Raw genomic sequence first — 23,128 nt, forward strand, 5'->3', positions numbered from 1 at the left:
GATCAGGCCCCCTCCCACAGGCGCAGCGCCAGGAGCGTCTCGAACGTCCAGCCCTTCTCGCCGTCCGCCTCGTCGAGGGCATGCCCCGTCAACGACGCGCCGAAAGGCCGGAGTTTGGCGTCCAGTGCCCGCAGCCCCTGGCCGGGCGCGCGCCGCGGCCGGGTGCCGGTGTTACGGAAGGAGACCTCGACGGTGCCCGGCCCGGACGCCGCGTACGCCACGTGGACACGGCACTCGGCGTCCGGAACGCGATGGCGCCGCGTGTTGTCCAGTACGTGTTCCACGGCCTCGGTCAGCAGCGGCACCGGACAGAACACCTCGGCCTCCCCCGCGGCCCCGCGCGCCACCACCTCGACCGCGGGGTCCTGCGCGGCACGGAGGGCCTCCAGCCGGGGCCCGAGCCTGGCCGGGGCCGACGACACCAGGTCCACGAGATGGGCGCGCTTGCCCGTCTCCGGCAGATGCGTCGCGAGGAACATCCGGTACCACCAGTCGAGCCGGTCGAGCAGTTCGTACCGTACGGTCTGCCAGTCGGGGTCGTCCACCTGGCGCGGTGCGCGCAGCAGCCGGTCGAGCCGCTCCGTCACCTCGCTGAGCGCCGTGATCCCGTTGGGCACCAGCCGCATCAGCCGTTCGTGGTCGCGTCGCCCGAGCCGGTCGTCCACGTACTCTCCGGCCAGGACGTGCCGCAGAGCGGGAAGACAGACCAGCGCCCGCTCGGCAAGGTGCCGCTTGCACGTCTCCCAGTCGGAGCGGGCGTCGAGCGCCGCGCGCTGCGAGGGCGCCGCGTCCTCCAGGTCCTCCACGTAGTCCCGTACGCGCAACAGCCCCGAGTCCAGCCGGTGTCGCATCACCGCGTGCCCCAAGTCCTCGCGGAGCTGCTCCCACGCCTTCTGCGGATCATCCGGCTTGGGGCCCACCTTGTGGTCCGCGACGGTGATCAGCTGCTGCACCACGTGCAGATACTCGTCCGCGAGACCGGGGACGCGCGCCTCGCGCCGCTCCTCGAGGCTCTTGCGGCAGCGCAGCAGGCTCTTGCGCAGCCGTACCACGTCGATGGGGGAATCGTGCGGTGGACGGCTCAGGAGCCGCTGGCACTCCAGAAGCATCTGGTCGACCAGGACCGGCTCGTCCAACGCCAGGGTGAGCAACCGGGGCAGTATCTCGGTCAGTTGCTGCGGTGTGGTTGCCGCCAGCACCATCAGCGCCTGCACGCGAAGCCACGGCGAGACGTTGACCGACTTGCCGACCCCGGCCACACAGATCTCCGCCAGCAGGTCCCGGGCCACCGTGAACCGAAGCGGCGGCAGCTTCAGCCACTGCTGTTCGGCGGCGAGAAGCCGGATGAGGTTGGACCGCGTGAACGCGGGCCGCGGCGAGCCGTCCAGGAGCGCGCGCAGCGCGTCCACCACTCGCTGTCGCGAGCCCGTGTCGCGCAGGGACTCCCGCAGCAGCGCACGCCAACGGATGTAGTCGATCACGTCGTCCGAGCGGATCGGAACCGCGAACAGGTCCGCCGCCGCACTGCTGAACACCTCCTCGCGGCGCCGCGGACGCAACAGTTCGCGCAGCTGGTCCGCGTGCCTCCGGAGCCGGTCGGGTGCGGCCGAGTCGTCCTGGACGCGCAGCCGGGCGGCACAGATCGCGCAGTCGTGCGGCGGCTCGCCCGGGATGCTGCTCTCGCTCACGAACCGGACCACCGCCGGCACGGGTGCACCGCCGCCCGGCGGGGCCACGGCCCGCAGCATGCGCAGCGCCGCTGCCTCCTGGTGGTCCAGCCGGTCGAGCAGCACCACCGCGACGACCGCGACCGCCCCGCTCGCCGCCGCCAGCCGGATCATCTGCTGGAGTGTCGTCCCGGTCGTCGCACGGCCGTCCACCACCACCACGGTCTGGCCGCGCGCGTCGTACCGTACGGCCGTCGGAAAGATCCACTGGTTTTGAGCCACCCCGCGTGGCACGGCCACCAATGATCCGACCGCATGGCCGAGTTCGCCCAGCCGGGCGTGCACGGCTTCCGGGAGTCTGCTGTCGTATACGGCGTCCGGAGAGCCCGCGTACCAGAGTTGAAGCGTCCGTGCGCCCGCCGGTCCGGGCGTCTCCTCCAGGGCGGCGAGTGATTCGCCCAGCACGTCGAGGACGGCGTCCGTGATCCGGGCGCCCGTCTCCGGGTGCCGCAGTGCGCGGTCGAGGTGCAGCATCGCGCTGGAGTGGGACCGCGGCCCGGCCAGATGCCCGAGCGAGAGGGTGTCGGGCGCGCCCGTGCACAGTCGCAGGAAGTCGAGCTCCGAGATGCGGGGCGGCTCCGGGGGCGAGGGAACGACCGGATGACGCAGGATCGGATCGATGTCCACGACGTCCACTCCGACCGCGTCACCGGTGGGCGGAGTGCGTCCGTCGGCCGCGTAGATGTCGATGGCGACGTCGGTGAGCGAGACCACGGGAATGCTCCGGTTGAGCAGCTGGATGTCGCGACGCTCCTGCCGCGCGTCCACCACGCAGGCGATCAGCGCGGGTTCGGCCCCCGCACCCGCGATGGCCGCCGCCGCACGCCGCGTGGTGTTCTCCGTCGACAGCAGGTCGGTGATGAGCACGACCCGTTCGCCGGCCTGGACCGGTTCGCTCGGGTGCAGCCCCTCCAGGTCGAGTTCACCCGGCATGGCGTGGTGCCTCCCGCCCAATGCCAGGCACTCGCTCAGCCGCGCGGCCAGCGGCCTCGGCGCCGCCGACACATGCGCGACCATGGTGGGCACCTCACCGTGTCCGCGTTCGTTCAGCACGGCCTCCACCTTGCGGGCCAGTACGTACGCCGCCGTCGCCGTTCCGATCGTCGCCTCCAGGAGCAGCGCGGAGTCGACCCAGCACCGGGTGATCCGCAGCCCGGGCGTCCGGAACAGACCGTTCGCCACGCCCGCGGCCTCTCCCCCGTGCTCGACGACCTCGGCCAGCTCGCGGTGCGCCTCCCGCTCCAGGGTGCGCAGCACCCCCAGTGGGGTCAGGGCAAGGGACACCCGCCCGCCGGAGACCTCGAAAAGCCGTGGGTACTGCTCCAGGGCACGCCACAGGCCGTCGCCCGGTTCCCCTCCGGCCTGTCTCCAGCACCGCATCGCTGTCTCCGTCGAGACCACGCCGCCGACCCTGCTCAGTTCGGTCAGGACGGCGCGGACGGCCGCCGAGCCGCCGTACCAGATGGGTGGTCCGTAGCAGCCGTGCACCAGTGTCGGGCTCGGTGGTGCGACCGCGCCGGGGCGCTGCTCGGCGTGCAGCCCGCTCACGCTCAGGTCGACGATCCGCGGGTCGGCGTCGGGGAAGAGGACGGCAACAGCCGTGAGGTCGGCCAGTCCGTCGGCCACACCGAGTGCCGCGCTCAGTGCGTCCTGCAACCCGGAGGGGCTGAGGTAACCGGTGTCCCGTAACGGCACCGACACGACCACTCCGCCCAGCGCCGGATCCCCCGCGGTTTCACGGGCCGCGTCCACCAGCGCGGCGCGGCCGGCCTCGTCGAGGCCGTTCGCCGCGTCGAACTCGCAGCGGATCCAGCGCAGTTGATGGCCCATTGCGGCCTGGGGGCGGTCGATCCACGACACCGGAGTGCGGTGTGTCTTCGGATCGGTGAGGACCTGCACCTCGTGCAGCGTGCCCGGCGCGTGACCGAGCGATCCCTCGCTGATGACCGCCTGACCGTCGGACTCCGTGTACACCCAGCCGGTCATCGTGTCCGCGGTGCGCACGACGATGCTGCCACCGTAACTCCTGACCAGGTGTGCCACCCGCCACAGCCCGTTCTGGCCGGGCCGCGGCGCGTGCGCGTCGGTGTGCGTACCGTCCGGCACGGGGAAGTGGTGCCCGAAGGCGTGGAACACCGTGTCCTCCGCCTCGGTCAGCCGGTGTCCCGACGCCGGCCGCACGCCGGACGGAGCTCCGTGCCACGCCTGCGCCGGATCCAGCCGGATCCCCAGCCCGCTGCCCGAGTCGCCGACCAGCAGACGCAGTACCTGACTGCGCGTCGTGGTGGTCAGTTCCGCCAGATCGGCGGAGGCGGGCGGCATGTCGGCGTGGCGCCGGCCGTACGTCACGGAGTCGAGCAGGACCGCGCCCACGAGGCAACGGGGCGGTTCGCCGACGACTCCGGCCGCGCCGTGCTCCGCCACGTTCTCCAGGAGCTCCAGAAGGACCGTCTGGCTCAGCGCGTCGGCATCCGGCTCCGACAGCCCGAGATCACGGAGCCGGGCCACGATGCCCAGGAAATCCTGCGACACGCGCAACGCGTCACCGTCCAGCGGCGACAGCCACTGGAACGGCAGGATGCGCCGCCTCACGTAGGGGGACTCGTCGCGAGCCGTGGACTTGCCGCCGCCCGGTGTCGCGTCGTCGGCCGGCGGAAGGTGGTCCACCGCCGCCGCGTCGTCCACCACGACCGCTCCTTCCGGCCAGCGGCCGGGACGCAGGGCGTCCAGGAAGCCGACCTGCCCCATGAAGGCCCTGGCATCGCCGCGCGCCCGGGCCTGCCGGGTCAGCAGCCGCTGCGCCGCCGCCCGGTCCCGCTCCGCACCCACCGCACCCGCATCACCTTCTGCGCCGTCGGTGTCCACCGGATCGCCACCCGACCCGGGCAGTTCCGCGGTGGGCAGCGTGACCCGGACCGGCACACTGTCGCGGACCGCCGCGTCGATCAGCAGCAGGGCTCGCGCCAGCGCCGCCATGTCGGCGAACTCGACCCGGGCGAAGTCCAGATGGAGTCCCTGCTCCAGAGTCCGGTGCGTCCACCGCCCGTCCGCCGCGAGCGGTGCGCGCCGGGGCTGCATCACCTTCTCCCAGCTGCTGGGAGTGAGTCTGGGGGCGAAGTGAAGTCCTGCCATGGTCTGGCGCCCTCTCTCTTCCGGTCGCCGCTGCCGTACCTGTGACTGGTTCTGCCCACACGACCCGGGGAAATATCGCCCTTCTTCCCCCTCGGGTACCGAACTGCCATCATCGACGCAGTGCGGCAACTTTCCTACGGACAAGTGACATTGAGGGCGGATGACATCCGGTCACGGTGGGGTGCGCGGTCTGCGACGGGACGTCGCGCGGGGTCGGGAGATCGACGGTGTCCGCTTCGCCGCGTACGTGCTGCGTGCTGCCGCGCGCACACAGCGCGTCCTCATCGCCGGGGCCCGATGCACGGGGACCGTGGATCTGCGCCAGGCCGTTCTCGATGCCCACCTGCAGTTCGTGAACTGCGTCTTCGACGGAGAGATCCGGTTGTCCGGCGCTGTCGTCAACTCCCTCGACCTCAGCGGTAGTCGGGTGACCACTCTCCTCGCCGACGGGCTGCGGGTGCGCGGGGACCTGGTGCTGCGCGAAGCGCGGATCGGAGCCGCCACCGCTGCGGCTCCGTTCGTCGACTTCCGCACGGACGGCGACCGGGTGCCGGCCGCGCGCCGGGTGTCCGAGGAACTGACCACCGCACCGCTGCGCCTGGTGGCCGCGCACGTGGACGGCGCACTCGTCCTCGAACGGACGGTGCTGGGCGGCCCCGGCCCGTGGGCGCTGTTCGCCCCACGCGTCACGGTCGGTGACTCACTGCGCGCGAGCGGCCTGGAGTCGTCCGGCGGCCTCTACCTCAGGGACGGGCAGGTCAGTCACTCGTTGCTCTTCGAGGGCGCATCGGTGACCGCGATCGACGCCACGGGCCTGCGCTGCGACGGCGGCTTCTACGCCGACTGGGGTTTCAGCTGCTCGGGACCCGTTCGCCTGCGCAGCGCCGAGGTCGCCGGCATCGTCACCTTTCATGACGCCGTGCTCGGCGCCCCTGCTGGTGCCGCGATCCTCACCCGACTGCGCACGGCCCGCCTGCGCGTGGATTTCCGTACGAATCCGGCGGGCGCGGTCGTGCTTCGCGACGCGCGGATCGGCTCGTACGTGGATGCGCCGGGCAGCTGGCCGGCCGTGGGTGCGCTCGACGTGGAGGGGCTCACCTACGACCGGCTCGGCTCGGTCGAACCGGTCGGGGTCAAGGAACGGCTGACCTGGCTGGCCAGGGACGGCACGGCCACCGCCGGTTCCTTCGAACAACTTGCGCTGTCCTACCAGCGCGCCGGCGACGAACGGTCCGCGCGGGTCGTCCGGCGCGCCCGCGAACGCCGGACTCGGCGATCGGAACGGCTGCCCGCCCGCGTCTGGGGCGCCGTCCAGGACGCGCTGTTCGGCTACGGATACGCACCAGGGCGCGCCCTGGCCTGGCTGGTCGTCCTGGTGGGGGCGGGCTCCGCGTGGTTCGCCACGCACGCGCCGCCACCGGTCAAGGGCGGCGCGCAGCGGAACTGGGACCCCGTGCTGTACACCCTCGACCTGATCGTCCCTGTCGCCGGCCTCGGTCAGCGGACCGCGTGGGATCCGGCCGGAGTGGACAAGGTGGTGGCCGTGCTGCTGATCCTCGCGGGCTGGCTGCTCGCCACCTCGGTGGTGGCGGGGGCGAGCAGGTTGCTGAGCCGGAGCTGACCCACGGCGGCGGGACCCGGCTGCCCAGCCGTGCTTCGAAGGCGCCCCGGTCACGCCGGGCCGAGGCGCCCCGGTGGGGCCGGGACGCCCGAGCTCACAGGTCGAGTACCGCCCGTAGTGCGTTGTCGACGAGCTCCTGCTGCTGGGGCCCGATGGCGCCGAGCGGGGTGGCGGTCTCGAACCGTGCCGCGGACAGCTGAAGGAGGTTGACGGCGACGACCGAGGCGTCGACCGGGGTCGTCAGGCGCACGCTCATGGCCGTGTCGGGATGCACGGCCGGGGCGTGCAGGACGAGGACGACGACGGCACCGTAGGCGTCGGCGAGTCCGTCGAGGCTCACGACGAGCACCGTGCGGACACCCTTGCCGGTGTCGATGTCCCACACGTCGCCCTTGCGGATCATCACAGGGCGTCGCCCTCGCCGTCGAGGTCGAGGGGCTCGACCGCGGCGAGTACGCGGGCGGCGTCCAGGGTCATCTGCCGGCGCACGGCCCGGAGGATGTAGTCGTTCAGCGAAGGGGCGGCCGCCGCCGCGTCGCGCAGGGGCTTGTCCATGGTGTCGGGGATCCGCAGCGTGATGGCAGTCATGACACCAAATATAGTGGCGGAACCGCCACCATCACAGACCGCGTCGTGCGGCCCGGCGTCGCGGAAACTTTTCCCAGCTGGCCACTTGTCCGACTTGACCGATATGTAATGCCGATGTGCGCGGACGAGGCCGCGGCGGCAGGCGCCTCCTGAATGCACCGGCGTCGGGCGGCCGGGGTCGGCGGGGCAGGCACGGCAGGCGAAGATGACCGGGGTCCGGGGCCGGGGTCCGGGACCGGTTCACCTGCCGCACCAGGAGTACGGCAACGGTCACCCACCGCATGTCGACGATCAGAAGAGAGCGGGCTGTTCACCGCTCCGACACTCCTTCTGTCAGTCCCGGAACAACTCGGCCGACCGGCCCGCACGGTACGTAGGGTCCGCTCACGGAGCCGCCCGGGGATTCCGGGCCGCGCAGAGCGAGGAGACACCGGCATGGCAAGTGTGGACATCTCTTTGAAGGAGACCATGACGTCGATCGAGGGCGCACTGGGTGCCGCTCTCGTCGACTACACCAGCGGCATGGCACTGGGCACCTTGGGAGGAGGCAAGGACCTCGACCTGGCGGTCGCCGCCGCGGGCAACACCGATGTCATCCGCGCCAAGACGCGCACCATGGAACACCTCGGCCTCAAGAGCGACATCGAGGACATGCTGATCACCCTCTCGAATCAGTACCACCTCATCCGGCCGCTCAAGGGCCGGGACGGGAACGGCCTGTTCCTCTACCTCGTGCTCGACAAGACGAAATCCAACCTGGCGATGGCCCGCCACCAGCTCAAGCGCATCGAGGCGGAACTGGAGGTGTAGCCGGCCGCTTCCTCCACGCCTCCGCACGCCCACGAATTGAAGAATTCTTCATCTGGGCACATCCAGATCAGGACAATCCGATGGGTGTGCGGGGCGGGAGACGCGAGGATCGGTCATCGGTCCGCAAGCGTCCGCCCGCGGCGGCACGCACACGGCCGCCGCGCCGGCCAGAGCCCAGTCCGTCAACCGCGGTAGGGAGCGAACGATCACCATGCAGGTCCCCCTCTACCAGGCCAAGGCCGAGTTCTTCCGCATGCTCGGGCACCCCGTGCGCATCCGCGTCCTGGAGCTGCTGCAGAACGGCCCCGTGCCCGTGCGCGACCTGCTCAACGAGATCGAGATCGAACCCTCCAGCCTCTCCCAGCAACTGGCAGTGCTGCGCCGCTCCGGGATCGTGGTGTCCATCCGGGAGGGTTCCACCGTCAGTTACGCGCTCGCCGGCGGCGATGTCGCCGAACTCCTGCGTGCCGCCCGCCGCATCCTGACCGAACTCCTCGTCGGCCAGAGCGAACTGCTGGCCGAGCTCCGCCAGGCCGACGTCCGGCCGGCCCTGACCCAGGGCAGCGGGAGCCGAACCTCCTGAGCTCCCCCTCAGGGATTTCTTGCGATTCCTCACGTCCGCGAACACGGCTTCCGCGAATACAGTCCTAGCGGACACAAGCGTCCATATCGACACTTAACGCCCGTAGATGCGCGCACAGCTGAAAACCGGCCACGGGGGGACAGGGGCGGAGGTCGGTGATCCACCCCGCCCTCACCTCGCCGCCCGCCACCCGTAGCGACCATACTGGGAGCGCACGCCGCCTCCCACCTGCAAAGTGACTCATGCCCAAGTCGACCACCGCCCGCCCCACCGCTCCGGACACCGTCTGGCTGGCCAGAGGACGCCAGGCCGGGCCCGCGCCGCAGGAGATCCTCCGGGAGAACCTGCGGAGGCTGAAGGCCGCCGAGACCATCCAGGACTTCCTGGAGACCGGGAACTCCACGGAACCCGACGCGTACGTCTTCGAAGCCCGCTGGATCGTCGACGACACCGTCACCGTGCGTGCGCGCCTCACGACCGACGGACGCGCGCACGTGGCCGAGGAGCGACGCTGGACGCTGGCCGCCGAGGCGGACCGGCCCTGGAACCTCTCCTGGCCCTCTCCCGCGACGATGTTCTGGCCCGGGAACGGGGAGGTCCGCTGGGACCACGACGTGGTCGGCGATCTCGCCCTGCAGGACATCAACCCGCTTCCGCAGGAGGACAAGGCGCTGCGCCGCCTCCTCCGGGAGTCGGCGCAGCACAGCTGGAGCATCAACGTCGTCGTCCACGAGGCGATGACGACCGACCAGCGCGGCCGCGTCCCCTTGGCACACCTGCTGCCGCCGGCCCTGCGCCACCGCGTCGTGGAGCACCGGGCCGCGCCCGACCAGTTCCAGACCGTCAACTGGGCCCTCTACGACCTGGGCGTACGGGTGCCGCGCGGAGGTGCCGTGATCCTGCCGGGCTCGCCGGCCCGGACCGGGTACGCGGAGCAGGACTTCACCGTGCGCAGTGTGTTCCTCGACGGGTCGGAGCCGACGGAGCTCCTGGAGAAGGTCGTACGGTACGCCGCCCTGCCCCGGCCGCTGGCCGACGAGGCGGAGGAGGCCGTGACCGCGCTCCGGGAGCAGTGGCAGCTGCTGACGATGGAGGAGGAGCTGGACCGCGCCCGCGCGCTGGTGGCGGCCTACGCCGAAGCGCTCGACGCGATGACCAAGTCGCGCGACCGGTACCGCGAGGCCACCGAACTCGCGCATGCGGCGCTGGCCGAGATCAAGGAGTTCCGAGGGGTGGCGTCCCGGGCCCACGAGGCGTTCGACGACACGGACGGGCGCGGGCTGCCGCAGCAGCTGACGCGGACGTTCCAGCGGGTCGCCGGGGCCATCCGCCCACGCCGTACGGCGCGGGCCGACGTCTCCGGCCGGAACGCGGGCACGTCCGGGGACGACTCCGACACGTCCGAGTGAACGTACGGCCAGTGAGCGTACGGCCGGGGAGGCCCCCTCGGCTCAGGACGCCCTCCGGCCTCACGCTCCTCGCCATACGTTGGCGAAGGCCGCGTTCTCGAAGGACCGGCGCTGGCGGACGGCTTCCAGCTCCATGACCGCGTCGTTGACGGCGGCCAGTACGGTCGTCACCGCGTCGTCGGTGACGACCGGTTCGTCCGCCGTCTGGTCGCCCTGGATCCCGACGGCCGCCGCGAGGGCGAGGACCACGGGCTCGTCCGCCGCCCAGCGGTGCAGGGCGCGACGGCGGGCGGCAGAATCGGCCACCGTCGTCCGGGCGGCCGCGAAGGACATCCGGCGACGGCGTTCCCGCGTGAGCTGCCCTTCCTCCTCCAGGACGGCCGTATAGGCCGAGGACAGATCGCGGCCCCTGCGCCACAGCCAGTCGTCGACCGTCTCGTACGGCACCTCCCGTACGAGCGACGCCAGGGCCTCGGCCAGGAGGCGGTCCTCCGCCGCGGTCTGCCCGGCCGGCACGACGCGGTCGCCCGCCAGGGTGACGGCCCGCGCGCCGAGGAGATCGATCAGCTCGGCCCCTGCGAGCGCGAGGGACAGATCGCCCTGTCCCACGGGGCCGCCGGCGTCCACTTCGATGGCGATGATCAAGAGGTCCTTGGCCGTGGTCATGAAGGGATCTCCCACAGAGTCATCGCCGGCGACAGGTCGCTGAGCAGGTGTCCTGGTACTGCGCGGACAACGGACGGGCATCCGGTGTGCGGCCGCACGGCACGGTCCGACGTCGTCGTCGGCGTCCGTCGCCGCGATCACGGAAACGGACCGCCGGGCCGACGGGCGTCAGGTCCGGCCGAAGCGGCCTCCAGCACTCGGGACTCTAGCGCCCCCGCCTCGCCGCGGCCGTTCGACGTGGGGGACGACACGGCGATGCCCCCGCACCGGATGCGGTGCGGGGGCATTCCGCCGGCGGCTGCGACTTTCCCGGCGGTCGGGGTTCAGTGGTGGTGTCCGTCCCCCCTGGACATCCGCGCGAGGACCGCGCGGGCCATCGCTGCCTCCCCCTTGGCGTTGGGGTGCGCCGGGCCGGCGGGCGAGGCGGGCTTCAACGGTTCGATCCAGCGGTCGGCGGGCGCCTTGCACATGTCGTGCCCGATCGTGGGTTTGTAGGTGTCGACGTAGTCGGCGCGGTTGAACAGCGCCACCGCGCGCATCACCAGGTTGAGCCGCTTGCTCACGTCGCGCAGGTAGGGAAAGTCCCCCGCGGCGAACGGGACGGACGGATAGCAGCCGCTGCCGTCGTCGGGCAGCAGGTCCGGGTAGCCGACCACGAGGACGCGGGCGTGCGGGGCCCGGTCGTGGACCGCGCGCAGTACCCGCGCCAGCTTCGGAGCCGTCTGCAGGATGCGCAGGGTCAGCTGGTCGGGCCCCGACGCGTTGTAGTACTGCCGGCAGGGGTCGCCCGACAGGTCCTTCGAACTCAGCGCGGCACAGGTGCCGATGATGGAGCTGAAGCCGACGTCGTTCCCGCCGATCTGCACCGTCACCAGATCCGTGGAGCGGCCCAGGGCGTTCAGCTGGGGACCGTTGGTCCCCTGGGCCTTCCACATGTTCTCGGTCGTCGCGCCGCTGCAGCTGACGTCCGTGAAGGCGCCGGTACTGCGCGCGGCCGAGACCAGCGAGGGGTAGTTCTGGTCGGACCGGGCACAGTTCGTGTCGACCTGACGTGGGATCAGGGGGCCCGAGGTGTACGAGTCGCCGAGTGCCACGTACTTCTCGCCGCGGTGCGCGTGACCTCCGTCGGCCGCGGCGGGGGACGCCGCGACGACGCCGAGGAACAGGACGCCGCAGCCGAGGGTCGCTCCCAGCGCGGGTGCGTGTCGCCGTCGTGGGGCCGTGCCGCTCGGGACCATGTGATGGTTCATCAACTCTCCTCCGTCGTCGCTGACACAGCAAGCCCGATCACAGCCGTCGCCGGCGCTCCGGCCACGCCGAGCGCCACCACGGTCAGGAGAGCGCTGCCCTTGCAGATTCAACATCGCTTGTATACCGGCCGGTAGGTCGCTGGAACAGAGGTTCGACAGGGGTGGCTCGGACGCGCCGGAAGAGCCCGCCACTCCGGGCCGGGCGAACGGCCCGTGCGGACCACCCCCGCCGCTCCAGGAGCGTGCGGCCGGGCGTGACCCGGCCGGAAATCACGGGTTGGCCGAGAACGTCTCCGGCGGGAATCCGGTAGGAATCCTTCCGACGTGCCCGGCGCACGCGGTACTCGCCAATAGCGCCCGGTGACGCCACGGAATCGTGCGGCGCCGCGAGTTCACCCCTCCCACCCCTCCACACCTCCGATGTCGTGCGGAGATGGGGGAGATCACTCTGCGCGACCGCACCGTTACACCGCCTTCACGAGACGTACACTTCCGGCCGACCGGCGCTTCCGGTGTGCCGGCTGGGGCAGACGGTGCGCTCGCGGTTTGCCTAGCCTCCCGGCCCATGCGATCCACTCAGATGAGACGCCTTGGTCTCGCCGCCGTCTTCGCCCTTGCCCTCGCCGTGTTCGGTCTGGCCCCGCAGGCCAGCGCGGCCGACCCGGCTCCGGCCGACCTGACGTTCACGACCGACAGCGCCACCACCCATCCGGGCGGCACGGTGAACCTGTCGATGACGATCACCAACAACAGGACCTACGACATCTGGTTCGTGTACCAGACGATCGACCCGACGTGGCTGACCACGCAGCGGCCCGATCTCAAGTACAGCTTCACCGGGTGCAGTCTGGCCACGGCGGCCGGCAGCACGCCCTGTTCCGGCACCGGGCCCGCCAACCTCGGCGCCAACTACGGCGCGACCGTCCCGCCCGGCCAGAGCCGGACCGTCACCCTGACGCTCCAGGTCGCCGCCGACTCCGGATGCAACGGGAACATCGGCTTCTACTCGTACTACTACGCCGAGTTCAGCGACAGCACCAACTCCAGTGGCGGCCCGGCCTACACGCCCGAGACCCGCGTGCTCTGCTCCTGACAAACGGCACCCCGACCACGGGACGGTGTCCACGTCGGATCAAGCCCCGCACAGGGCATCCGCGGGACACCGAGCCCGGGTGGCGGCCGGTCCGCGCGTCGCGCGGACCGGCCGCCACCGGCGTTCCGGGCTCTTGGGTCGAGTCAAATCCGGTCAGGAGCCGAGCAGTTCACGTGGTCTGAACCACTGGCGATGGCACGAACGGACGTTGCCGCCTTGCATCGGCTCCGCCTCAGGTCACCACCAGCCCACCGGACGCGCGAGCCCTCAGCGCCCCTGGTCCCACAACGACCGCCGGATGGGTGTTCCGGACACGGGCGTGACCAAATGGACGCCTGCGCTTTTCCGTCATGTTTCGCAACATGACCACGAAAGCTACACACAGACACCACTATGTGACGCGACGGATGCGTCGACGACCAACACCTGAGGGGGGCGGCGGCGTCGCGCAAGGGGGTGCGTCCGCTCCGGTGGAGCAGTACTCACCCCTGCCCGGGGAGGGGACTTCGCCGCATGAAGCGGACCATACGCACGACCGCGTTCACCGTGGGCGCACTGATCGCCTCGCTCGCCCTGCCGGCCGGCGCGGCACGGGCCGACGCCACCACGCCCCGTATCGAGCTGCGGGTGCTGGTCGTGAGCGACGGGGGGCCTTCGACCGACGCCATCGCTGCCGAACTGGACGCCTCCGGAACGCCGTACACCAAGGTCGACCTCCAGCAGTCCGGGCGGCCCGTGATCGACGCCGGGTTTCTCGCGGACACGGTGGACGGCCGGCCGCGCGCCAGGTTCCAGGCCGTCGTCCTGCCCAACGACAATCCCTTCCCGGCCGGCTCCGCCGAGATGGCCGCACTGTCCGCCTACGAGCAGTCGTACGCCATCCCGCAGGTCGACGCCTACACCTACGCGCGGCCCGAGGCCGGTCTCCAGTACCCGGTCAGCGGCGGTTACTCCGGAAGCCTCGACGGCGTGCAGGCCCAGGTCACGGCGGCGGGCAAGGCCGGTCCCTTCGGCTATCTCGACGGAGCCGTGCCGTTCGAGAACAACTCCCCCACCGTGGGCGAGAGTTACGCCTACCTTTCCTCCCCCGCCGTCGGGGCGGACTTCACGCCGTACGTCGACGCGCCGATACCGGGGCAGTCGACGCGGGGCTCGCTGGTGGGCGAGTACCGGCACGACGGGCGTCGCGAACTCGTCGTCACGTTCGTCTACAACCAGTACCAGCAGCAGTTCCGGCTGCTGGCCCGCGGCATCGTCGAGTGGATGACCGGGGGCGTGCACCTCGGCGCCTCGCGCAACTACTTCGCCGTCCACGTGGACGACGTCTTCGCCGCGGACGACCGCTGGGACACCCGGCTCAACTGCACGCCCGGCGACGTGGACTGCTCGCCGGGCCAGGGCGTACCGAACCCGATCCGGATGACCCCGGCTGACGTCGGCCACGCCACCGCCTGGGAGAGCAGCCGGAACTTCACCCTCGACCTGGCCTACAACGGCGCCGGCAGTGTCGACCAGCGTGAGGACAACAACGGCGTCGACCTGCTCGCCGACAAGCTGATCGCCGACCGCAACCGGTTCCGCTGGATCAACCACACCTACACGCACGCCTTCCTCGGCTGCGACCAGGACACCACCGTCGTGCCGTGGAAGTGCTCCACCAACGCCGACGGCAGTACCAAGTGGGTCAGCCGCAACACCATCTCGGACGAGATCGCCAACAACCGTGTCTGGGGCCAGACGGCCGGACTGCCCCTGGACACCAGCGAGTTGGTGACCGGTGAGCACTCCGGCCTGAAGGTCACCCCGCAGCAGCCTCAGGACAATCCCAACCTGGCCCCGGCACTCGCCGACAACGGCGTCGGCCGGCTCGCCTCCGACAACTCCCGCGATCCGCAGCAGCGTCAGGTCGGTCCCGCGGTGACCGTCCCCCGCTACCCGATGAACGTCTTCTACAACGCGGGCCGCGCGGCCGAACAGGTCGACGAGTACAACTGGATCTACACCAGCCGGGCCCATGGCGGCAGCGGCATCTGCGAGGACCACGCCGACACCTCCACCTGCCTGCCCGCTCCGCTCGACACCAGCACCGGCTACACCGACTACATCGTGCCGCTGGAGACCCGGATCGACCTCGGCCACGTCCTCTCCAACGACCCCAAGCCGCACTTCATCCACCAGTCGAACCTGGCCGAGGACCGCATCGCCTACCCGGTTCTCGACGGCGTGCTGGACGCCTACTCCGGCCTGTTCGCGGACAACACCCCCGTGGTGAACCTGCGGATGAAGGACATCGGCACCGAGTTGCAGCGCCGCGGCGCGTGGAAGACCGCGGTCGCCGCCGGTCAGGTCACCGCCTACCGCATCGGCGACTCGGTCACCGTCCAGGCGCCCGCCGGCGTCGCGGTCACCGCCACCATGCCCGCGGGCACCACGAACGGCGCCGGTGGCTTCGGCTCCGCGTACGCCGGTGAGGTGTCCGGCTGGACCGCGTCGGCCGGCGTGCCGCTCACGCTCGGCCTGCCGTCGGCCGCCGCGCGGATGCCCGCGGCCGTCCACCCCGCGGCGAGGGTTCCCGCCACCCGCGCCACGCCCCACACCCGGGTGCCGTCCGGCGTGACCCGGCGGACGCCGTACACCCCGCACAGCTGAACGGCGCACCGACCGCAGGTCCCGGCCGCTCTCTCGGCGGCCGGGACCGGAGCGACCACCCCACACCTCGGCCGTGGAGCACACCGATGCACGTTCACCACGGCGCGCGACGCCCCGGCGCGACGCGCGTCACCCTGCTCACCGAAGGAACGTATCCACACAGTCACGGTGGCGTGAGTGTGTGGTGCGACCAACTCGTCCGCGGCATGCCCGACATCGACTTCGACGTCGTCGCCGTCACCGGGACCGGACGCGAACCACTCGTCTGGGACATCCCCGAACACGCCACCCGTGTCGTCTCCGTACCCATGTGGGGACCCGCGCCCGACGGCCGTCCGCCGCGCGGTCGCCGCCGGAACCGGCTCGCCACCGCGTACGAGCAGTTCCTGACCGCCCTGCTCGATCCGTGCGCCGAGGACAGGTTCGGCGCCGCCCTCCAGGTGATGGCGAGGGCCGCGGCGGACGGCATGCTCAGCCCCTTCCTCCGTGGTGACCGGGCGATCGGCATCCTGACCTCGGTCTGGAACCGCCCCGGGCTGGCCGTGCGCGAGGCCCGCCCGACCCTCCACGACGCGATCACCGCCACCGCCCTGCTGGAACACGCGCTGCGTCCCCTGGCGGTGCCGCCGCCGGAGGACGGCGTGGCCCACGCCGTCAGCGGCGGCGTGGCCGTCCTGCCCGGGCTGGCGGCGCTCGAACAGCACGGCGTACCGCTGTTGCTGACCGAGCACGGCGTCTATCTGCGCGAGCGCTACCTCGGATACCGCACGGCGCCCTACCGCTGGCCGGTCAAGGCCGTCGTCCTCGGCTTCTTCCGGCTGCTGGCCGAGGAGACCTACCGGCGGGCCGCGCTGATCACTCCGGGCAACCGCTACAACCGGCTGTGGGAGGAACAGGGCGGCGCCGACCCCGAGTCGATCCGCACCGTCTACAACGGGGTGGACCCGGCCGCCTTCCCGGCCGCCGGACCCGAACCGGCCGAGCCCACCCTCAGCTGGGCCGGCCGCGTCGACCCGATCAAGGACCTGGAGACCCTCATCCGCGCCTTCGCTCTCGCCCGCGCCCAACTCCCCGACCTGCGGCTGCGGTTGTTCGGGGGGACACCACGGGGAGGGGAGGGCTACCGGAAGCGGTGCGAGACGCTCGCCGCCGAACTCGGTCACGCGGACGCGGTCAGGTTCGAGGGCCGCGTCGAGGACATCAAGGACGCCTACGCCGCGGGCAACGTGGTCATGCTCTCCAGCATCAGCGAGGGCTTCCCGTTCACCCTGATCGAGGCCATGTCCTGCGGGCGTGCGACCGTCTCCACGGACGTCGGGGGCGTCCGGGAGGCCGTCGGCGACACCGGTCTCGTCGTACCACCGCGCGATCCCGCCGCTATGGCCGCCGCCGCACTGGAGCTGCTGGGCGACCCCGCTCGACGGCGGTCGATGGGCGAGGCGGCACGGCTGCGGGTGATCGAGCAGTTCACCCTCCGCCAGACCGTCGACACCTTCCGCTCCATCTATCTGGAGCTGTCGGCACTCGGCCGGATCACGACGCGCGACCCGTGGGCGGCGGACCCCGCCGCCGAACTCACCACGGCGGACGAGCGGCAGAGGAGCCTGGCCGGATGAGCGGACCGATGGCGCTCGAACCCGGCGCGACGGAAGGGGACACGCTGTCCTTCCGCCTCGCCGAGGACCGCACCCTCGCCCTGCGCCTCCCGGACCAGGGCCCGGACCACGACGCGGTCGACCGGCTCGCCGCCGAACTGGCCGACCGCGTCGGGCCCGCCGTCCACCCCTACGAGGTGGCGGCGCTGCTGGAGTCGGAAGGACTGACCGCGGAGGTGATCCAGCAGCGGTACGGACACCCCCATCTCTTCTCGCTCGCCTCCACACTGTTCGAGCGGGTGCCGCGCACCTTCCCGGAGCCCGCGAAACCGTCCGACCCGTGGCGCCCCGACCATGTGCGGTGCGCCCTGCGCGGAGCACTGTTCGCGCTGCCCGGGCTGGCCTATCTGCTCACCGCGCGGCTATGGCAGGCCGACCGCCACACCCACGTCCTCATCCTGGCCGGGCTGGTCTCCTGGGCCTGGGGCCAGGCGCTGGGGCACCGCGCCTATCTGCGGATGACCACGGGGCGCAGGGAAGCGGGCCGTACCCTCCTCAGGGGCGCGCCCCTGGGAGCGGCGGTGGCGACGGCCGCCGGGGCGGTCCTCGCCGGGGCAGGCACGGCGACCCTGGTCGCGGCCGCACAGTCGGTGTATCTGGCGGCTGCCGGGGTGCTGTTGGTGCTCGGCCGGGAGCGGCTGCTGCTGGCCGCGCTCACCCCGCTGATCGGCGGCGCCGCGGTGCTGCCGTGGTGGGAGCCGGGCACCCTGCTGCGCGCCGGACTGCCACTGCTGGCGCTCCTCGGCACGGTCGCCGCGGCGGGCTGGGCCCTGCGCACCGCCCTGGTGGCCGCCCCGGTGGCGGACGACACGCGTCCCCGGCTGCTGCGGTCGCTGCCCTACGGACTGTTCGGGCTGGCCGCCGGGACGCTGGTCCTCCTGGAGGGCCACCGTGATCCGTACGGCGTGATCGTGCTGACCGTCAGCATGGGACCGGCCGAGTGGCTGCTGTACCGCTACCGGGGGCTTTCGGTGGCGGCTCTGCGCGCGACCGCCACCCCGGCCGCGTTCCTGTGGCGTTCGGCCGGGGTCCTCGCGCTGTGTCTGCTCGTCTATCTGCTTCCACTGCTGCCCGCGTCACTCCTCACCGGTGCCGAGCCGGCCTCGCTGCTGCCGCTCGCGGCGACGCTGTGGACGGCGCTGCTGCTCCAGGCGTTCGGGGTGGCCTGGACACCGGCCGGGGTGTGCCTCACGGCAGCCGCGGCGGCCGGAGCGCTCACCCTGTTCTCGCTGCCACCGGGCACGGCGGTGCTGCCGCTGTGCTGTGGAGCGGCCGCGCTGTGTCTCACGGCGTGCGCGCTACGGCGGCTCGGGCGCCCCGCCGCGCATGCCTGACCCGCCCGGTCGGTCCCGCCGTACGCCACCAGGCACCACGGGACGCCGCACCGCCGTACGCCACCACGCACCACCGAACCCCGCACCGCCGTGCGGAACCACGCACCGGCGTACGGGACCACGCACCGCGGACCCCGCACCGCCGCACGGAACCACCGCACGAAGCCGGCCCCTGCGGGCCGTGCAGGACGCCTCGAACCGATCCGCGCAACCGACCGGAAGGACCCACGCGTTGACCTCCGCACCGCTCGCCGCCGTCACGGGAGCCGAGGGTTTCATCGGCTCGCACCTCACCGAGGCGCTGGTCGCCTCCGGGCACCGGGTGAGGGCCATGGCGCAGTACAACTCCTTCGCCTCCTACGGCTGGCTGGAGACCCTGCCCTCCGACGTCCTCGACCAGGTGGAGATCGTCCTCGGAGACGTCCGGGACCCCGGCTCGGTCCGTGGTCTCCTCGAAGGCGCCGACTGCGTCTACCACTTGGCCGCCCTCATCGCCATCCCGTACTCCTACCAGGCACCGCACAGCTACGTGGACACCAACGTCACCGGCACGCTCAACGTGCTGGAGGCGGTGCGTGCCCTCGGCATCCCGCGTCTCGTGCACACCTCCACCAGTGAGACCTACGGCACCGCGCAGACCGTGCCGATCACCGAGGACCACCCCATCAACACCCAGTCGCCGTACGCCGCTTCGAAGGCGGGAGGGGACCGGCTCGCCGACAGCTACCACGCGAGCTTCGACACCCCGGTGGTGACCCTGCGGCCGTTCAACACCTTCGGCCCCCGCCAGTCGATGCGGGCGGTGATCCCGAGCGTCATCGGACAGGTGGCGGCCGGCGCGCACACCATCACCCTCGGTGATCTGCGCCCCACCCGCGACTTCACCTACGTCAAGGACACCGTGCAGGCGTTCCTCGCGGTCGGCACCGCACCCGCCGCACAGGTGGTCGGCCGCACCTTCAACGCCGGTACCGGCGGCGAGATCTCGGTCGGCGACCTGGTCACGCTGATCGGCAAGGTGATGGACACCGCCATCGAGGTGCGCGAGGACGCCCAGCGCATCCGGCCCGCCAACTCCGAGGTGATGCGGCTGGTCGCCGACGCGACGCGGCTGGGCGAGGCGACCGGCTGGAGCCCCGGCCACGACCTGGAGCAGGGCCTCGGACACACCGTGGAGTTCTTCCGCGACCCGGCCAATCTCGCCCGCTACAAGACCGGCGTCTACAACATCTGACCGTCCGGCACGTCCACGAAGGAGGAGTCCCATGCACGCAGTGATCCTGGCGGGAGGCAAGGGCGTCCGGCTGCGGCCCTACACCACCGCGCTGCCCAAGCCGCTCGTGCCCATCGGCGATCAGCACGCCATCCTCGAGATCGTGCTGCGCCAGCTCGCCACGGCCGGATTCACCGGCTGCACCATCGCCATCGGCCACCTCGGTGAGATCATCCGCGCCTACGTCGGCGACGGTTCGCAGTGGGGCATGGCCGTCGACTACGCCACCGAGGAGAGCCCGCTAGGCACCATGGGCCCGCTGCTCACCATGCGCGAGCGCCTGCCCGAGTCGTTCCTGGTGATGAACGGCGACATCCTCACCGACCTCGACTACGCCGACGTCCTGCGGCGCCACCGGTCCGCGGGCGCCCCGCTGACGATCGCCACCTACACCCGCAAGGTGCACATCGACTTCGGGGTACTGACCACCGACGCGAGCAGGGTCGTCGGATTCACCGAGAAGCCGAGCATGGACTACAACGTCTCCATGGGCGTCTACGGACTGTCGAGGTCGATCCTCGACGGCTACACCGCGGGCCTGCCACTGGGCTTCGACGAGCTGGTGCTCGACCTGCTGGGGGCTCAGAAACCCCCGCACGCGTACGAGTTCGACGGGTACTGGCTCGACATAGGGCGCCCCGACGACTACGACCGGGCCAACGCCGAGTTCACCACCCGCAAGTCGATGCTGCTCAAGGGAGCCTGACCACCGCATGCGCATTCTCGTCCTGGGCTTCACCGGCTATCTGGGCGGTCACGTCGTCGAGCGGCTGCGCGCCCTGCCGGGCACCCGCGTGCTCGGCGGCGGGCGCTCAGCCACCGCGGACCTGGGCGTCGACCTCGCCACCGCCCGAACCGACCTGCTGGCCAAGGCCATGGCGTCGGTGGCGCCCGACGCCGTGATCAACTGCGCGGGATCCACCGACGGCGACGCCGTGACCCTCGCCGAGGCCAACTCCCGTGGCCCCGCTGTGCTGTGTGCGGCGCTGCGGGAGGCGGCACCCGCCGCCCGCCTCGTCCATCTGGGCTCGGCCGCCGAGTACGGCCCCGGCGTCCCGAAGACCGCGGTGGACGAGTCGGCGCCCACCCGGCCCGTCACCGCCTACGGCGCCGGCAAGCTCGCCGGCACGATCACCGTCACCACGTCCGGACTCGACGCGGTGGTGCTGCGCGTGGGCAACCCGGTGGGGCCCGGCGCGCCGGCCACCGGGCTGCCCGGCCGGATCGCCGGGCTGCTGCGTGCGGCCGGTCAGGACCAGGACGCGGTGATCGGGCTGGGCGACCTGTCGGCCTACCGCGACTTCGTGGACGTACGTGACGTGGCGGAGGCGGCGGCGCTCGCGGCCACGTCCGCCCGGCCGCTGCCACCTGTCCTCAACATCGGTGGAGGGGAGGCGGTCCCGGTGCGCGAGCTGGTACGGACGCTGGCGCGCACCGCGGGGTTCCGAGGGCGGATCGAGGAGAACGGCGGCGGATCCGCGCGCTCGGGTGAGGTGTCGTGGCAGTGCTCCGACATCACCGCCGCCGCCGACGCCCTGGGCTGGCGTCCGTCCCACACCCTGGAGGACTCACTGGCCGCACTCTGGGCGGCCACGACCGCGGACACGCCCCTCGGCCCGGAAGGCGGCCACGCGCCGTGAGTCTGCTGATTCCGCTCTACGTCCATCCGGCCGAGGACCCCGGTGCCTGGCACCGTCTGATCACCGCCGCCACCCACACGTACGCGGTCGTCCTCAATCCCGCGAACGGACCCGGCACGAGCCCCGACCCCGCGTTCACCGCGGCGGCCGGGGCGCTGCGGGCGGCCGGCGCGCGCCTGCTCGGATATGTGGACACCGACTACGGCGCGCGTCCCCGGGCGGAGGTCGCGGACGACGTCGTACGGCACCGGGAGTGGTACGCGGCCGACGGCTGCTTCCTCGACCGGGTGACCTCGGCCCCGGCCGAACTCCCCGCCTGCAGAAGGCTGGTGCGGGAGGCCCGCCGACTGGGCGCCGGCACCGTCGTCCTCAATCCGGGGGTCCATCCGGCTCCCGGCTACGCCCGCGTCGCGGACCTGATCGTCACCTTCGAGGGGCACTGGTCCACGTACGTGTCCGCGTTCAGCCGACCGGCGTGGACCGCGCGGCACCCGCCCGAGAGGTTCTGCCATCTGGTCTACGGCGTACCCGAGGCCCTGGTGCCGCTCGCCGTGCGCACCGCGCGCGAACGCGGCGCGGCGGTCTCGGGACCCGTGACCGGCGAACCCCCGAATCCCTGGGCGCAATTGACGCCGGCGCTGAGCGAGGCGGAGCGATGAGGCACCCTGCGGTGACCCGCCTTACCCTGGTCGGCCTGCTGGTGACCACGATGCTGACGGGGTGCTCCGGGTCCGACGGCAAGGACCGGGCCTCGGACGGGCGACGCCCTTCCGCGGGCGGTCGTCATTCTTCTCCGGGCGGGCCGGCCGACGGTTCCCCCGGCGCGACTCATCGACCGCCGTCCGGCACCGGGCGGTCGTCCGGCGGTGGCGGCGCGAGCGCCTCGGCCGGCTCGCCCGCGCCGTCCGCCACCGGCCGTCACCGGCCCGGACGCTGGCAGCCCCGGCCGGGGGTGGCCTGGCAGTGGCAGCTCGACGGAGAGGTGCGGCCGTCGGCCGACGTGCCCGTCTACGACATCGACGGCTTCGAGAACACCGCCGCGGACGTGGCCCGTCTCCATCGTGCCGGCCGCAAGGTCATCTGCTACCTCAACACCGGTGCCTGGGAGAACTTCCGGCCCGACAAGGACGACTTCCCACGCTCCGTGCTGGGTGCCGACAACGGCTGGGCGGGCGAACGCTGGCTGGACATCCGCCGCCTGTCCGTCCTGCGGCCGATCATGGAACGCCGCATCGACATGTGCCGCGACAAGGGGTTCGACGCGGTGGAACCCGACCTGGTGGAGGGGTACGGCAACGACACCGGGTTCCCGCTGACCGCGCGCGACCAGCTGGCGTACAACCGCATGATCGCGCGCATCACGCATGCGCGCGGGATGTCCGTGGGGCTCAAGAACGACCTCCCGCAGATCCCGCAGCTCCTGGGCGACTTCGACTTCGCGGTCAACGAGGAGTGCGCCCAGTACGACGAGTGCGAACTGCTCAGTCCGTTCATCGCGGCGGGCAAGGCGGTCTTCCATGTCGAGTACAAGGAGCCGACCAGCGCGTTCTGCGCCGAGTCACGCAAACTGAGGCTGTCCTCCATGCGCAAGAAGCTGGAGCTCGGGGTGTGGCGCCAGCCCTGCTGATCCGCGCCCGACACCCCGAAGGCGGGCATCGGCTCCCGGCGGGAAACCCGCTGCCCACGCCGTGGAGGGCC

General features: G+C 71.8%; 18 protein-coding genes. 13 read left to right on the top strand and 5 right to left on the bottom strand.

Going from position 1 to position 23,128, the window contains the following annotated elements; all coding sequences use genetic code 11:
* Window positions 1-2: 2 nt before the first annotated feature.
* Complete coding sequence (locus OHB41_RS44475; protein ID WP_266707171.1) at window positions 3-4,859, bottom strand: hypothetical protein; 4,857 nt, start codon at window positions 4,857-4,859, stop codon at window positions 3-5.
* A 160-nt stretch (window positions 4,860-5,019) separates the two neighbouring features.
* Here OHB41_RS44475 and OHB41_RS44480 point away from each other — a divergent pair, with 160 nt between their 5' ends.
* On the top strand, window positions 5,020-6,480 hold the full coding sequence (locus tag OHB41_RS44480) for a hypothetical protein (protein WP_266707172.1): 1,461 nt from the start codon (window positions 5,020-5,022) through the stop codon (window positions 6,478-6,480).
* A 94-nt stretch (window positions 6,481-6,574) separates the two neighbouring features.
* On the opposite strand, the gene OHB41_RS44485 is transcribed toward OHB41_RS44480, so the two are convergent.
* Window positions 6,575-6,883, bottom strand: coding sequence for a type II toxin-antitoxin system PemK/MazF family toxin (locus OHB41_RS44485; RefSeq protein WP_266707173.1), 309 nt, complete (start codon window positions 6,881-6,883; stop codon window positions 6,575-6,577).
* Window positions 6,883-7,068, bottom strand: a complete 186-nt coding sequence (locus OHB41_RS44490; protein WP_266707175.1) for a hypothetical protein — start codon at window positions 7,066-7,068, stop codon at window positions 6,883-6,885. Before OHB41_RS44490 ends, OHB41_RS44485 begins: the two co-directional genes overlap by 1 nt.
* A gap of 435 nt (window positions 7,069-7,503) precedes the next feature.
* Here OHB41_RS44490 and OHB41_RS44495 point away from each other — a divergent pair, with 435 nt between their 5' ends.
* The 3 genes from OHB41_RS44495 to OHB41_RS44505 all read left to right on the top strand — a co-directional run bounded on the left by OHB41_RS44495 (window position 7,504) and on the right by OHB41_RS44505 (window position 9,870).
* On the top strand, window positions 7,504-7,878 hold the full coding sequence (locus OHB41_RS44495; protein ID WP_266707177.1) for a roadblock/LC7 domain-containing protein: 375 nt from the start codon (window positions 7,504-7,506) through the stop codon (window positions 7,876-7,878).
* 211 nt (window positions 7,879-8,089) lie between these two features.
* On the top strand, window positions 8,090-8,461 hold the full coding sequence (locus OHB41_RS44500) for an ArsR/SmtB family transcription factor (protein WP_266707179.1): 372 nt from the start codon (window positions 8,090-8,092) through the stop codon (window positions 8,459-8,461).
* Window positions 8,462-8,703: 242 nt separating this feature from the next.
* Entirely contained in the window at window positions 8,704-9,870 is a 1,167-nt protein-coding gene (locus tag OHB41_RS44505; protein WP_266707181.1) for a hypothetical protein, read from the top strand.
* A gap of 60 nt (window positions 9,871-9,930) precedes the next feature.
* Here OHB41_RS44505 and OHB41_RS44510 read toward each other — a convergent pair whose 3' ends face one another.
* Window positions 9,931-10,536: a GOLPH3/VPS74 family protein gene (locus OHB41_RS44510; protein ID WP_266707183.1), complete on the bottom strand. Its 606-nt coding sequence runs from the start codon at window positions 10,534-10,536 to the stop codon at window positions 9,931-9,933.
* 323 nt (window positions 10,537-10,859) lie between these two features.
* Window positions 10,860-11,786: an SGNH/GDSL hydrolase family protein gene (locus tag OHB41_RS44515; protein WP_266707185.1), complete on the bottom strand. Its 927-nt coding sequence runs from the start codon at window positions 11,784-11,786 to the stop codon at window positions 10,860-10,862.
* Window positions 11,787-12,351: 565 nt separating this feature from the next.
* Here OHB41_RS44515 and OHB41_RS44520 point away from each other — a divergent pair.
* The 9 genes from OHB41_RS44520 to OHB41_RS44560 all read left to right on the top strand — a co-directional run bounded on the left by OHB41_RS44520 (window position 12,352) and on the right by OHB41_RS44560 (window position 23,057).
* Window positions 12,352-12,879: a COG1361 family protein gene (locus OHB41_RS44520; RefSeq protein ID WP_266707187.1), complete on the top strand. Its 528-nt coding sequence runs from the start codon at window positions 12,352-12,354 to the stop codon at window positions 12,877-12,879.
* A 513-nt stretch (window positions 12,880-13,392) separates the two neighbouring features.
* Complete coding sequence (locus OHB41_RS44525) at window positions 13,393-15,528, top strand: hypothetical protein (protein WP_266707189.1); 2,136 nt, start codon at window positions 13,393-13,395, stop codon at window positions 15,526-15,528.
* 86 nt (window positions 15,529-15,614) lie between these two features.
* Window positions 15,615-17,144 (top strand): GT4 family glycosyltransferase PelF, encoded by a 1,530-nt coding sequence (gene pelF, locus OHB41_RS44530; protein ID WP_266707191.1) that lies wholly within the window; start codon window positions 15,615-15,617, stop codon window positions 17,142-17,144.
* A complete protein-coding gene (locus OHB41_RS44535; RefSeq protein WP_266707193.1) occupies window positions 17,141-18,517 on the top strand; it encodes a hypothetical protein in 1,377 nt (458 codons plus the stop codon). Before pelF ends, OHB41_RS44535 begins: the two co-directional genes overlap by 4 nt.
* A gap of 232 nt (window positions 18,518-18,749) precedes the next feature.
* Window positions 18,750-19,751, top strand: coding sequence for an SDR family NAD(P)-dependent oxidoreductase (locus tag OHB41_RS44540; protein WP_266707195.1), 1,002 nt, complete (start codon window positions 18,750-18,752; stop codon window positions 19,749-19,751).
* 31 nt (window positions 19,752-19,782) lie between these two features.
* On the top strand, window positions 19,783-20,496 hold the full coding sequence (locus tag OHB41_RS44545) for a nucleotidyltransferase family protein (protein WP_266707197.1): 714 nt from the start codon (window positions 19,783-19,785) through the stop codon (window positions 20,494-20,496).
* Between the two features lie 7 nt (window positions 20,497-20,503).
* A complete protein-coding gene (locus tag OHB41_RS44550) occupies window positions 20,504-21,430 on the top strand; it encodes an NAD-dependent epimerase/dehydratase family protein (RefSeq protein ID WP_266707199.1) in 927 nt (308 codons plus the stop codon).
* Window positions 21,427-22,089: a spherulation-specific family 4 protein gene (locus OHB41_RS44555; RefSeq protein WP_266707201.1), complete on the top strand. Its 663-nt coding sequence runs from the start codon at window positions 21,427-21,429 to the stop codon at window positions 22,087-22,089. Before OHB41_RS44550 ends, OHB41_RS44555 begins: the two co-directional genes overlap by 4 nt.
* Complete coding sequence (locus OHB41_RS44560; RefSeq protein WP_526025086.1) at window positions 22,086-23,057, top strand: endo alpha-1,4 polygalactosaminidase; 972 nt, start codon at window positions 22,086-22,088, stop codon at window positions 23,055-23,057. The genes OHB41_RS44555 and OHB41_RS44560 overlap by 4 nt, the downstream gene beginning before the upstream one ends.
* Window positions 23,058-23,128 lie beyond the last annotated feature (71 nt).

It is taken from the genome of Streptomyces sp. NBC_01571 (genome assembly GCF_026339875.1).
In the GTDB taxonomy this organism is placed as follows: domain Bacteria; phylum Actinomycetota; class Actinomycetes; order Streptomycetales; family Streptomycetaceae; genus Streptomyces.